General features: G+C 71.1%; 13 protein-coding genes and 1 tRNA gene. 6 read left to right on the top strand and 8 right to left on the bottom strand.

Translation table 11 applies throughout. From position 1 onward, the window contains the following. Positions 1-117: 117 nt before the first annotated feature. The 3 genes from ACIQH8_RS14590 to ACIQH8_RS14580 are packed head-to-tail and all read right to left on the bottom strand — an operon-like array spanning position 118 to position 2309. On the bottom strand, positions 118-1092 hold the full coding sequence (locus ACIQH8_RS14590) for a DNA topoisomerase IB (protein WP_400999933.1): 975 nt from the start codon (positions 1090-1092) through the stop codon (positions 118-120). A gap of 10 nt (positions 1093-1102) precedes the next feature. Continuing rightward, entirely contained in the window at positions 1103-1375 is a 273-nt protein-coding gene (locus tag ACIQH8_RS14585) for a Rho termination factor N-terminal domain-containing protein (RefSeq protein WP_400999931.1), read from the bottom strand. Positions 1376-1427: 52 nt separating this feature from the next. Next, positions 1428-2309 (bottom strand): SDR family oxidoreductase, encoded by an 882-nt coding sequence (locus tag ACIQH8_RS14580; protein WP_400999929.1) that lies wholly within the window; start codon positions 2307-2309, stop codon positions 1428-1430. A 138-nt stretch (positions 2310-2447) separates the two neighbouring features. Between ACIQH8_RS14580 and ACIQH8_RS14575 the strand changes: the two genes are divergently transcribed. After that, positions 2448-2798, top strand: a complete 351-nt coding sequence (locus tag ACIQH8_RS14575; RefSeq protein ID WP_400999927.1) for a hypothetical protein — start codon at positions 2448-2450, stop codon at positions 2796-2798. Between the two features lie 3 nt (positions 2799-2801). Here ACIQH8_RS14575 and ACIQH8_RS14570 read toward each other — a convergent pair whose 3' ends face one another. Continuing rightward, entirely contained in the window at positions 2802-3332 is a 531-nt protein-coding gene (locus tag ACIQH8_RS14570) for an SRPBCC family protein (protein ID WP_400999925.1), read from the bottom strand. A gap of 144 nt (positions 3333-3476) precedes the next feature. Here ACIQH8_RS14570 and ACIQH8_RS14565 point away from each other — a divergent pair, with 144 nt between their 5' ends. Beyond that, a complete protein-coding gene (locus ACIQH8_RS14565) occupies positions 3477-3680 on the top strand; it encodes a hypothetical protein (RefSeq protein ID WP_400999923.1) in 204 nt (67 codons plus the stop codon). Between the two features lie 24 nt (positions 3681-3704). Here ACIQH8_RS14565 and ACIQH8_RS14560 read toward each other — a convergent pair whose 3' ends face one another. Further along, positions 3705-4028, bottom strand: a complete 324-nt coding sequence (locus tag ACIQH8_RS14560; RefSeq protein WP_400999921.1) for an ATP-dependent DNA ligase — start codon at positions 4026-4028, stop codon at positions 3705-3707. A 217-nt stretch (positions 4029-4245) separates the two neighbouring features. On the opposite strand from ACIQH8_RS14560, the gene ACIQH8_RS14555 reads away from it, so the two are divergent. After that, a tRNA-Arg gene (locus ACIQH8_RS14555) sits at positions 4246-4318 on the top strand. A gap of 100 nt (positions 4319-4418) precedes the next feature. On the opposite strand, the gene ACIQH8_RS14550 is transcribed toward ACIQH8_RS14555, so the two are convergent. Continuing rightward, the gene (locus tag ACIQH8_RS14550; protein ID WP_400999919.1) at positions 4419-6356 is read right to left on the bottom strand and encodes an alpha-amylase family protein; all 1938 of its coding nucleotides are present in this window, start codon (positions 6354-6356) and stop codon (positions 4419-4421) included. 97 nt (positions 6357-6453) lie between these two features. Between ACIQH8_RS14550 and ACIQH8_RS14545 the strand changes: the two genes are divergently transcribed. The 3 genes from ACIQH8_RS14545 to ACIQH8_RS14535 all read left to right on the top strand — a co-directional run bounded on the left by ACIQH8_RS14545 (position 6454) and on the right by ACIQH8_RS14535 (position 10152). Then, positions 6454-8337 carry a glycoside hydrolase family 15 protein gene (locus ACIQH8_RS14545; protein ID WP_400999917.1) on the top strand — a complete coding sequence of 628 codons (1884 nt, stop codon included), beginning with the start codon at positions 6454-6456 and terminating at the stop codon, positions 8335-8337. Between the two features lie 193 nt (positions 8338-8530). Further along, on the top strand, positions 8531-9796 hold the full coding sequence (locus ACIQH8_RS14540; RefSeq protein ID WP_400999915.1) for a DUF998 domain-containing protein: 1266 nt from the start codon (positions 8531-8533) through the stop codon (positions 9794-9796). A 41-nt stretch (positions 9797-9837) separates the two neighbouring features. Next, complete coding sequence (locus ACIQH8_RS14535) at positions 9838-10152, top strand: GNAT family N-acetyltransferase (protein WP_400999913.1); 315 nt, start codon at positions 9838-9840, stop codon at positions 10150-10152. Between the two features lie 312 nt (positions 10153-10464). Here the strand turns inward: ACIQH8_RS14535 and ACIQH8_RS14530 are convergent, their stop codons facing one another. Beyond that, the gene (locus ACIQH8_RS14530; protein ID WP_400999911.1) at positions 10465-10932 is read right to left on the bottom strand and encodes a MarR family winged helix-turn-helix transcriptional regulator; all 468 of its coding nucleotides are present in this window, start codon (positions 10930-10932) and stop codon (positions 10465-10467) included. Between the two features lie 317 nt (positions 10933-11249). Further along, positions 11250-12050, bottom strand: coding sequence for a winged helix-turn-helix domain-containing protein (locus ACIQH8_RS14525; RefSeq protein ID WP_400999909.1), 801 nt, complete (start codon positions 12048-12050; stop codon positions 11250-11252). Positions 12051-12466 lie beyond the last annotated feature (416 nt).

The following is a 12466-nucleotide window of genomic DNA, read 5'->3' as shown; positions in this document are numbered from 1 at the left end:
CCCAGCCGGTGTGCTGCGGGCGTCCGCCCGCGGTGGATATGGCAAGCGTACGGGCGCGTATGTACGGCGGGGCGTACGTGCGGGTGATCCCCAGCAGACGCACGGATGGGTGACGGATCAGGCGGTGTCGTCGACGAGCAACTGGAGCAGTGCCCGCTCCCGGACGCCGCGGAGGTCGACGAGTCGTCCGTGCTCGTACGCGTCGACCACCCTGGGGTCGACGTAGCTCGCCTTCGCGATCGCGGGCGTATTGCCGAGGACCTCGCTGGCCCTGACGATCGACTCCCGCACCGCGGCGGCGCGCGCCCTCGAGGTCCCCGCAGTGCCGAGCTCCGCGAGCCGGTCGGCCGCCGCGATCGTGCCCCGCAGCGTCCGGAAGTCCTTCGCGGTGAAGTCGCCGCCGGTGCGCGACCGGATGTCCTCGTTCACGTCGATCGGCCCGAGCGGCCGCATCCGCCGCCCCTCCGTGAACGCGTAGAGCCGCGAGGCGGGCGAGCGCCCCGACATGCCCTCGACGAACGCCGCGAGCGCCGCGTCCTCGAGCACGAGCTCCTGCGCGATGCCGCCCTTGGCGCGGAAGCGCAGCCGGACGGCGTCGGCCCCCTCGAGTCGGGCGTTCCGCACGAGCAGCGTCGTCAGCCCGCGACTGCGGGCCTGAGCGAGCGACTCCTCCGATCCGATGCGGATGGCGCCGAGGTCGAGGGTGCGGAAGGCTGCGGCGAGCACGCGCTCGCGCAGCAGTTCGTCGCGAGCGAGATCGCGGCGGACACCGCGACGTGCGCCGGGAAGCACCTCGGCGAGCGCCGCCATCCGCTCGAACTTCTCCGCATCCTGCCGCTCGCGCCAGACCGGGTGGTACAGGTACTGACGACGGCCCGCCGCGTCGAGGCCGACCGCGAGGATGTGCGCGTTCGGCGCCTCGGCGATCCACACGTCCGTCCAGGCCGGCGGGACCGCCAGGTCCGCGATCCGGTTGCGTTCGGCCCGGTCGGCGGGCGACCCGTCGGCGTGACGGTAGGTGAAGCCGCGGCCGCTGCGGCGGCGCGTCAGGCCGGGTGACGCGTACGGTTCGACGCGTCGCAGCCGCGGCATCCGTCGCCCCTCAGTGGTTGCGGAGGGCGTCGATGAGCTCGCCCTTCCGCTTGTCGCTGTAGCCGGTCAGGCCGAGCTCCTTCGCGCGCTGCTTCAGTTCGGGCACGGTCCAGTCCTCGTAGCTGCCGGACTCGCCGCCCTTCCTGCCGACCGCCTTCCGGCCCCGCGCTGCGGCCGCATTCGAGATCCGGGCGGCCTTCTCCTTGGAGGCGCCGTCGTCGCGGAGCTCCTCGTACAGCTCCGGGTCCTTCAGGGAGTTCTGTCTTCGTCGTGTGCCGGGCATGTCGGTTCTCCTTCCTGCTTCGTCCATCGGTGGGTGCGGGGTCTCTCGCCGGTCAGAGCGGCTTGCCCCCCGTGACCGGCAGGATCGCGCCCGACGTGAACGACGCGTCGTCCGACGCGAGGTACACGTAGGCGCCCGCGAGTTCGGCCGGCTGTCCTGCGCGGCCCAGTGGAGTGTCCTGACCGAACTTCGGCAGCTTGTCGGGCCATCCGGTCGAGGGGATGAGGGGGGTCCAGATCGGCCCCGGCGCGACCGAATTGACGCGGATGCCTCGCGGCCCGAGTTCCTCGGCCAGCGCCTTCGTGAACGCGACGAGTGCCGCCTTCGTCATCGCGTAGTCGACGAGACGGGACGACGGGTCGAAGCCCTGGATCGACGACGTGGTGATGATCGAGGAGCCGGCGTCCATGCGCGGGACGGCTGCGCGCGTGAGGAACACGCTCGAGTAGAGGTTGACGCGCATCACCTCGTCGAAGTCGTCGGTCGGTACCTCGTCGATCCCGCCGCGGTCGCGCTGATGCGCGGCGTTCAGCACCAGCAGGTCGATGCCGCCGAAGGCGTCGCAGGTCCGCTCGACGAGGTCGGCGCAGTGCTGCTCGTCGACGAGGTCGCCGGGCAGGAGCTCGACGCGCCGTTCGGCGTCGCGGACCCAGTACGCGGTCTCGTCCGCATCCTCCTGCTCGGAGGACAGGTACGAGATCGCGACGTCCGCGCCCTCCCGCGCGAACGCGATGGCGACGGCCCGGCCGATGCCGGAGTCGCCGCCGGTGACGAGTGCGCGCCGCCCGGCGAGGCGGCCCGAGCCGCGGTAGCTGTACTCGCCGTGGTCGGGCTGCGGCGTCATCCGCGGGGTCATGCCGGGTGGCAGCTGCTCCTGCTCCGGGAACGGCTCGGCGGTGTGCTTCGTGGTCGGATCGACCAGGTGATCATCCACGGGCGGCCTCCTCGTTCGGTGTCCGTCCAGTCACGGTACGCGCGCGGGCGTACTCGGCCGAGGGGGTTGACGACCGCGGGTCGAGGTGATGGGACCGATGGCCCGGCTCGGGCCGCGCGCCCGGCTACGCTCGATCGCATGGGCACGCTGTACTACGGAAGCGTCGGCACGCCGATCGGCATCGAGGACCGGGCGCTCGCGCATCTCCAGGTCGCGGTCGTGACGAAGCTGCGCCGCGGCGAGTCGTTCACGGTGTCGTGGCAGCACCCTGAGGAGCAGCCCGAGGGGCGGAGCACGCTGTGGCTCCACCCCAACATCCCGCTGCGGTTCGTCTTCGACGATCCCGAACCGCCGGAGCTCAGCCGGACCTACCTGGAGGAGCTCATGCGCAGCGCGAACTCGACGGGCGGCATCCAGCTCGTTCCCGAGCAGATCGACCCGGAGGGGGGCACCGCCGACGGCGACGGGCCCGACTCCGGGTCCGACTAGACGTCAGGCGCGGAGGTCCGGGTCGTCGCCGACGACGCCGTCGGTGCCGAGCGGGTCGGCGCCGCCGCCGGCCGCGCCCTCGTGCACCTCACCGCGCCACGCGCCGGTCTCGACGCCACGGGACTCGATGAACTCCTTGAACCTGCGGAGGTCGTGCTCGACCTGCCGGTCATCGACGCCGAGCGCGGCGCCCGCCTTCTCGACGAAGCCCTCCGGCTCCCACTCGAGCGTGACGTCGACGCGCGTGCGGTCGGCGGCGACCGGCCGGAACTCCACCCGCCCGCGGTGGTCGACCTCGGCCGTCGTGCTGCGCCAGGCGACGTGGTCGTCGGGGACCTGGTCGGAGACGTCGGCGTCGAACTCGCGGGTGGCGCCGCCCACGGAGACCACCCAGTGGGTCGTGGCGTCGTCGACCTGGCGGATCGAGTCCACCCCGCTCATGAAGTGCGGGAACGTCTCGAACTGCGTCCACTGGTCGTAGGCCGTGCGAATCGGGACGTCCACCTCGATGTCGGCGGTCACGGTCGTGCTCATGGCGATCTCCCTTCCGTCGCGACGGCGCGCTGCTGCACGCCGGGCGGCCACCGTAGGCACGGCACGGACGACGGGTCGAGGGGTTGCCGCCCGGCGGAGCGGCTGTTATCACGGAAGGACGACGGACCCGACTGGAGGGCGCGCATGGCGGAGCGAGAAGTGCCCATCGAGGACTGGTGGCCCCCGCTCTCGATCGAGGGCAAGCACGCGATCCTCGCCGATCTCCGGGCGCCGTTGACCGACGGGGTACGGGCCGAGATCGTCGAACTCGTCGGCCGCGCGGCTCCCGAGAAGCTGGACGACCGGGAGATCGAGTTCATCCGGACGCAGATCGAGTTCGTCGACTGACGTCGGAGGCCGCTCGGGGCGGACTCACTCGAAGTCGAACGGCTCGTTCTCGTCGGGCTCGGGCACGTTCTGCAGGCCGACCGTGCTGTTCGCGGAGAGCAGCATCTGCTCGATCCACAGGCGGTTGAGCTTCGGGGGGCGGTTGCCGCTGAACACGAACTGCAGTGGCACCGACTCGTGGAGCCAGAGCGTCGTGCGGCCGCTGCCGTGCTCGATGCCGTGGTCCCAGGTCATGGCGAAGCTCTCGGAGCGGCGCAGCTTGTTGATGATCGCGACGCGCAGGTGCGCGAGCGTGCGGTCCTCGATCTCGATCTCGCGATTCGAGGAGTTGTAGATCAGCTTGCCCATGGCGGCATGCTAGTGCCGGTCGATGCGTTCGGGATCATCGGCTTCCGATGGTGGATACGCGTCGGTCCACCTGCGAACGCGGTGTCCATTCGCCCGACGGCGCGAGCCGCGGACGGCGACGCGCCCGGGTCGACCCCGCCGATTGGCGCGCGGGCGCGACGTGGGATAGAGTAACCGGGTTGCCTGATGAGCCGAGAGGTTCCGGGCGACATCCCATGCGCCCGTAGCTCAATGGATAGAGCATCTGACTACGGATCAGAAGGTTGGGGGTTCGAGTCCCTCCGGGCGCGCAGAGCGAAGCCCCGGTATCCCGCAGAACTCGCGGGGTCCGGGGCTTCTTCCGTTGGTGCGGAGGCGTCGCGGTGAGCGGATGGCTCGACGCCGGGCTGCTCAGAACCGCGGCGGCTCCTCGGCGGCGCGCACCCGCAGCCAGGCGACGTGGCACGGGTCGAGCACGAGGCCCCGCTCGAGCGAGATCCGCCGGTCGCTGATGAGCTCGTGCGCGTCGGGCGCGAACCCGGAGAGGGTCGGCGCGTCGATCGCCGCGGGGGCGTCGCCGACGTTCGCCAGGCAGAGCACGGTCGCCGTCTCACCGGGTGGGGCCGCGCCATCCGTCGCCCCCGGGCGCTGGTACGCGAGGACCGTGGGGTGCTTCGGATCGAACGGAACGAGCCGCCCACCCGCGAACTCCGGGGTTCCCCGTCGCACCCGGATCAGCCGAGTGAGTCCCGCGTACACCGCGCCGGCCGGCGTGCCGCGGTCGTGCCGAGCGGCGTACGCGGCAGCGGGGCGGCGGGGCCGATTGACCCATCGGCTGTCGTCGGCGGTCGCCGGGTCGTCGACGTAGCCGTAGTCGTTCAGCTGGGCGACCTCGTCGCCGAGGTAGATGAGCGGAATGCCGCCCGTCGACAGCGCGATCGCGTGCGCGAGCAGCACCCGGTCGACGCCGTGGGCGTCGCCGGCCTCGATGCCGGCGAGCGACGCCGTCGTGCCGGCGACGCGGGCGTCGCCCGTGCGCGGGTTCTCCTGGAACGGGACGCCGCGCGCGAAGCTGCCCGGGAAGCGGTTCACGTAGAACGCGTTGAGGAACCGGCGGTGGTCGAACCCGTCGATGCCGAGCTCGGCGGCGTCCTCGTCGGCGAAGGTCCAGCCGATGTCGTCGTGCCCGCGCACGTAGTTGACCCAGGCGCAGCCGTCGGGCAGTGCGTGCCGTCGCTCGAGGGCCTGCCGAAGCATCCGCGGGTCGCGCGTCGCGAGCGCCTCCCACGTGAGCGCCATCTGCAGCGGGTTGTACGAGAGCTGGCACTCGCCGAGCGAGATGTACTCGACGACCTCGTCGGGGTGCACGATCGCCTCCGACTTGAACAGCAGGGAGGGCGCCGCCAGCCGGAGCACCGCGTTGAACGCCTGCAGCAGCAGATGCGCCTCGGGCAGCGATTCGCACGGCGTGCCGAGGCGCTTCCAGATGAAGGCGACCGCATCCATGCGCAGGACGTCGACGCCGAGGTTCGCGAGGAAGAGCATCTCGCCGGCCATCGCGCGGAACACGGACGGGTTCGCGTAGTTCAGGTCCCACTGGAACGAGTGGAAGGTCGCCCAGATCCAGCGACCGTCGGGCAGCTGCACGAATGAGCCCGGATGGTCGTCGGGGAAGATCTCGCGGACCGTCTTCTCGTAGGCGTCGGGCATCGTGCGGTCGGGGAAGATGAGGTAGAAGTCCTCGTACCCGGGCTCGCCCGCGACGGCGCGCTGCGCCCACTCGTGGTTCGAGGCGGTGTGGTTGAAGATGAAGTCGAGCACGAGCGAGATGCCGTTCGCGCGCAGGTCGGTCGCGAGAGCCCGCAGGTCGTCGATCGTGCCGAGGTGCGGCGCGACCGCACGGTAGCTCGACACCGCGTACCCGCCGTCGGAGTTGCCCTCGGGCACCGCGAACAACGGCATGAGGTGCAGGTAGGTCAGCCCGAGTTCGACGAACTCGGGGATGCGCGCACGGACCCCGGCCAGGTCGCCCGCGTAGCGGTCGACGTAGCAGACCCCGCCGAGCATGCCGTTCGAGAGGTACCACGTCGAGTCCTGCTCCCGTCGGGCATCGGTGTCCTTCAGGTCGGCGGGCCGCTCCGCCCACGACCGCTCCGCGTCGGCGATCACGCCGGCGAGGGCGTCGAGCGCGTCGTCGCGCTCGCCGTACAGCCGGTGGAAGAGCCCGTGCAGCACGGGGAAGGCGGAGGCGAGGCGCCGCTCGAAGTCGGCGTCGTGTTCGGCGGATGCGGAGACCTCGTCACGGATCCGGGCGAGGTCGACGTCGGCGTTGGTTCCCATTCGTGCCATGGCGCCCAGCCTCCACCATCCGGGCCGCGACCTCCACCCGCCCTTGCCCGCTCGCTCGCTCGCGTGCCACGATCCCCAGTGGGGGAAGGGGCGATGCATGGCGAAGCGGTACCCCGACATCAGCGACCACGGGCTGATCGGCGACCTGCAGACGGCGGCGCTCGTCTCGACCGAGGGCACCATCGACTGGTTCTGCAGTCCGAGGTTCGACGCTCCGAGCGTGTTCGGCTCGCTCATCGACGCCGAGCGGGGCGGCTTCTTCCGGGTCCGTCCGGTCGGGACGGAGTACGTGACCCGTCAGCTCTACCTGCCGGACACCGCCATCCTCATCACCAGGTTCCTCACCGACGGCGGCGTCGGCGAGGTCATCGACTTCATGCCGGTGGCGACCGGGGCCGCGACGGACCGGCACGTGATCGTGCGGATGGTCAGGGTCGTGCGCGGGGAGATGACCTTCGAGGGCGAGATCCAGCCGCGGTTCGACTACGGGCGCGCACCGCATCGCCTCATCCCGGCCGGGGTCGGCGCGAAGTTCGTCTCCGACGACCTCACGCTGACCCTGCACCGCGTCGGCGAGCCGATCCTCCACGGCGATGTGCGCGCCGGCCGGGTCGAGGTCGTCGGCAGCGGGATCAAGGTCACGATCACGTTGCGCACCGGCGAGCTCACCGGCGTGATGCTCGAGTCGGGCGAGGGGGTCGAGCCGCGGCAGGTGAGCGAGGACGAGCTGATCGAGACCTTCTTGGCCACCCGCCGCTTCTGGCGCGAGTGGAACGACCGCTCCTCGTACACCGGACGGTGGCGCGAGATGGTGTCGCGATCCGCGATCACGTTGAAGCTCATGACCTATGCGCCGACCGGCGCACTGGTCGCGGCCCCGACCACCGGGCTGCCCGAGCAGGTCGGCGGCGAGCGCAACTGGGACTACCGCTACACCTGGGTCCGCGACGCGTCCTTCTCGGTCTACGCGCTCGTCAGCCTCGGCTACAGCGAGGAGGCGGCGGCGTTCGTCGGGTGGCTGCTCGAGCGCATCCACGAGAGCGTCGGCACCGACTCCGGCCCGCTGAAGATCATGTACCGCGTCGACGGCTCGTCCGAGCTCGCCGAGACGGTCCTCGACCACCTCTCGGGATACCGGCACTCCCAGCCCGTCCGCGTCGGGAACGGCGCCTCCGACCAGCTCCAGCTCGACATCTACGGCGAGGCGATGGACTCGATCCACCTCGCCGACACCCACGGCGTCGAACTGCCGCACGCCGGCTGGATGAAGGTGCGCGAGATGCTCGACTGGCTCTGCGACCACTGGGACACGCCCGAGGAGGGCATCTGGGAGACGAGGGGCGGACCGCAGAAGTTCACGTACGGGCGCTTCATGTCGTGGGTCGCGCTCGACCGCGGCATCCGTCTCGCCCAGGCGCACGGGCGCCCGGCCTCGTTCACGCGGTGGATGCACGAGCGCGACCGCATCTACGAGCGCATCATGGAGACCGGGTTCGACCCCGAGCGGCAGGCGTTCGTGCAGCACGAGGGCAGCGACGTGCTCGACGCGTCCTTGCTGCGCATGCCGCTCCTGGGCTTCATCACGCCGCGCGACCCGCTCTGGATGTCGACCCTCGAGGCGATCGACGACGAGCTCGTCTCCGACAGCCTCGTCTACCGCTACGACCCCTCGGCCAGTCCCGACGGCCTGACCGGCGGTGAGGGCACGTTCACGCTCTGCTCCTTCTGGTACGTCGACGCCCTGGCCCGCTCGGGGCGCCTCGACGAAGCGCGACTGGTCTTCGAGAAGATGCTGACCTACGCCAACCATCTCGGGCTGTACGCCGAGGAGATCGGCCTCACGGGGGAGCAGCTCGGCAACTTCCCGCAGGCGTTCAGCCACCTCGCCCTCATCAACGCGGCGGTGAACCTCGACTACCAACTCGATCACGGCTCGGGGTACGTCGAGCCGGTGCTGCGCCGTGGCCGGCGGATCGACTGACCGCGTCGCACTCGCGTCGGCGCTCCGACGGTCGGCGCTCCGACGCGAGGGCCGAGCGGATGGCGCCCCTGCGGGTTCCGCGCCTGTGAATCCGCTATGGATCCTCGTTGTCCCCCGGAAACGGCCTTCGACGGGACGGATCCCTCCGATTAGGCTCTGAGCGGTCAGATTCCCGCGATCGAGAGTTTCGACTATGAGGGGTGCGAGCGCCGCGACGACCGGCCAGGCGCCGGTCGCCCGTCACGCTGCCCTGATCTCGGCGATGGTCGCGATCGCGATCGCCGTCGCCGTCGCCGCAGCGACCCGCCTCGTCGACCTCGTACCCCATTCGCACGACGGGCTCGGAACGGGGCACGTCGTCGTCGACGTGGTGTGCGTCGCCGTCGCGGTGCTGGTCGCCCTGCTGCTGCTCACGGCGCTCACCGTGGCATCGGTGCCCTCGCATCGCCGTGGCGGGCGGGCCGGCTGCCTCGTGCCGTGGGCCGGCCCCGGGGTGGGTGCACTCGCGAACGCGTCGGTGTGGGCGACGATCGCGGCGCTCGCCGTCGGCAGCGCCGCGGAGGCGTTCGACGGGGTCCCGGGCGGCCACCTCGCCGCGTGCGCGGCCATCGCCGGCGGGCTCGGCGCCACGACGGGGGCCGTCCATCGGCGCGCCCACCATCAGACGGTCTACCGGTCGTTCAACGTGGTCGCGATGCTCCTCGCGGCCGGGTGCCTCGCGAGCATGAGCCTCACGGACACGGGCGAGTGGTGGGCTCGCAACTTCAGCACGCTCGGCACGTCCGACGACGTGGCCGCCGTCTGGTTCAATGCAGGCCTGGTGCTCTCGGGCGGGGCGATGGCGGCGATGGCCGGACGGCTCGTCCGAGGCCTCGCCCGGCCCGAGTACCGGGCGCGCCGAGGCGGGCGCGCCGTCGCCCACGGCCTGATCGGGATCATCGGCTTCGCGCTCGCGGGCGTCGGGCTCGTGCCGATCGACGCCGACGAGGCGCTCCACAACGTGTTCGCGAGCGCCGCGGGTGCGGCGTTCTTCGGGTTGGCCGCCGGCACGCCGTGGCTGGTGCGACGGATGCCGCGGAGACTCGTCGTCACCTCGGTCGCGGCGCTCGTCACCGAGGTGGCGGCATGGGTCGTCTACGATGGCCTCGGCTGGGCCTCGCTCACCGTGTTCGAGGTCGTCGCCTTCGCGCTCGTGTTCGTCTGGCTGATCGCGCTGGTCGTGACGACGCACCCCGAGCGCGTCGACGCCGCCGTTCGCGCCGAGCTTCCGCAGCGGACCGCGGTGCCCGGACGGGCCGCGGCTCCCCTGCGCGTCGCCACCGACCGCGGACTGATCGCCGCCTCCGCGAGCGGCGCGATTGCGCTCGGCGACCGCGTCCGCACGGCGACGATCCCGCCCTTCGCCTTCGGCGGCGCCCCGCCGACGGGAATGCAGCCGAGCCTCGCGCGTTCCACCTGATGAGCCTGCGGGCCGACCGGCCCGCGCGGAGAGGAGATCCCGTGACCGACGACGACGTCGAGATCATCCGCGACGACGAGGCGACCCGCTATCGCCTGCTGCTCGGCGGAGGCCAGGCCGGATTCGCGAAGTTCCGGGCGAGTCCGGGCCGGATCATCTTCACCCACACCGTGGTCGACCCGGAATTCGAGGGTCGCGGCCTCGGGTCGATGCTCGCCAGGTGGGTCATCGAGGACGCGATCCGCCGTGAGGAGCGGATCGTGCCGAGGTGCCCGTTCATCGCGGCGTGGCTGCGCAGGCACCCGGGCTACGACGACTGGATCGACTGGCCGGGCGGGCAGCGCGAGACCGCCTGATCGGCGCTTATCCGGGCTGCCGTGTCCGTTACGTGCCCCCCGCTCTGGGGCACTGCCGCCGACTCGGCGAAACGATACGATTCCTCGAAACCCGAGTCGGGGCCCGACCCGACAGATCGCTGCACCGCGGCGAATGCGACCGGATGTCCCAGCACGGTCGCTCGGGAGGTGGCTCGCCGAGCTCAGTTCGGGTCGCTCGGCGGGGAGGGCCTCCTGTGAGGCCGCGGTGGGGCGGGAGGTAGGGTTCCCGTCCCACCGTCATCTCCTCCGGTCATCTCTTCCGGCGGTCGCAACGGGCGGCGGATGCCGCGGTCACTCCGCGGCGTGCGGGTTCGCCGCCGACGGATCCTGTGCCTCGCGCAGTCGGTCGCACAGGTCGATGAGCTGGCGCAGTTCCGCCTCGTCGAGCGTTCCGCCGACGCGATCGGTGATCGCCTCCATGTGGTGGATCGCGGCGCGCCGGAACTCCTGGAAGCCCTTCGCGGTCAGCTGGACGATCGTGCCGCGACCGTCCAGCGGGTCGTGGCTCTTCTCGACCCATCCGCGTGCGGCGAGTCGGTCGACCAGTCGGCTCACGCTCGGCTGGGAGATGAGGACGTGACGATTGAGGTCCTTGAGCCGGAGGTGTCGGCCGGGCGCACGCGAGAGGTTGAAGAGCACGTCGTACTCGTTCAGCGACATGACCTCGGTCGGGAACTCCGCCGAGAGTCGACGCATGATCGAGACCTGGGCGCGGAAGAGCGCCTCCCATGCCGCCACGGCCATCGCACGATCCGCCAACCTCGGCTCCTCTCCTGGCACGGCGATCCGCAGTCGCCGATGAGACCAAGGATAGGGACGCATGGAGCTCGGTGGAGAGCCGGTGACCGGGATGGCGCCGAGGGGCCCCCTCAACTGGGGGCGGACACGGTTGAGGGCCGGTCGTAGAGGCTGACGACCGGCCCTCTCCCTTGCACCAAGAGTGTCCTGCAATCACATTCCGCACCGGCCGCCACAGCAAACAGCCGGTGCTCTTCGAATATATAACGGATCGATAACGGGCGCTAGTGGAATGTGCCCCGAATGCGGGGGAGTTCTCCGAGGAATCCTCGTTCGGCTCAGAAGACGTCGGGACTCGGCGTCGACGCCTGGCGGATCGAGACGTCCGCGTGGCGATCGAATCGGTAGCCGACGCCGCGGACCGTTCGGACGATGTCCTGGTAGTGCGCGAGCTTCGAGCGGAGCCGGCGGATGTGCACGTCGATCGTGCGCTCGTTCGGGCTTTCGTCGTCGCCGGCCCAGAGGCCGTCGATGAGCTCGTGGCGATCGATCGTACGGCCCTCGCGGAGCACGAGGTACTGCAGCAGCTCGAACTCCTTGTAGGTCAACCCGGCCGGCTCGCCGTCGAGCAGGACGCGCTTGCGCGAGATGTCGATGATCACGCCGTCCGGGTGGCGGTCGGCGTCGTCGCTGAGTCCCTGCGCCTCGCGCTGGCGGGCGAGCGCGGAGGGGTCCTGCAGGGCGAGGCGCACGACGTCGACATCGCGGCCGCCTGCCCCTTCGGGCGCGAGGGCCACGGCCGCGTACGTCTCGGCGGAGGGCGCGAGCTCGGTCGTGAGCGTACGGAGCGCCTCGACGATGCGGTGCAGGCTCGTGCCGTCGGCCGCGGCCTTGAGCTCGTCGATGCCGACGTAGAGCACGAAGCCGCGCGCCTCGGTGCCCTCGGGCACGGCGCGAGGGCGCGGCGCGGCAACCGCCGCGGGCGCCGGCGCCGGAGTGGAGATCGGAGCGGCCGGAACGACCGGCCGGCTCGGAGTGGCGGGCCGTGCAGCGGCCGGCTGGGGCCGGTATGCGATGGGGTGAGCCGTGCGGGCGACGGGGTGAGCGGTGCGGACGGCGGGAGCGAGGGTGAGAGACATGGCGGATCCTTGTGCTGAAGATGCGTCGACGGCCCCGTCGTCGCGGGGTCGGAGCGAAGGGCCCGATCGGGCCGGGGAGAACCAGAACAGTGGCGTCGGGTTCGACGGAGCCGTTCCGATCCGGGTGGGATCGGGCGCGTGCTCGGCGGGGGTTCGCTGGTCAGCGGCACATTCGACAACACATGGACGCACGCGCCGGCATCATCGTGCCGGCAGTCCGCTGAGCCTCGAGGGCGGTCAGGGAGCGTGCGGTGTCAGTCATGGGCGAAAGTCAAACCCAGGTCCCCGGGTGTGTCAAACCGTGACCGCCCGATGACCGTGCGTGACGTCGCACGCGGTGCGCGAGGCGTGCCCGCGATGGGAGAGGTCCGGGTGCGATGTCACGGGTGGTCAAATATCCTTCGATCTCGCATCAA

Origin of the sequence: Agromyces sp. GXQ0307 (assembly GCF_044769845.1) — a bacterium.
Taxonomy (GTDB): domain Bacteria; phylum Actinomycetota; class Actinomycetes; order Actinomycetales; family Microbacteriaceae; genus Agromyces.
The sequence above is the reverse complement of the archived record's forward strand: the minus strand, read 5'-3'. Positions and strand labels throughout refer to the sequence as shown.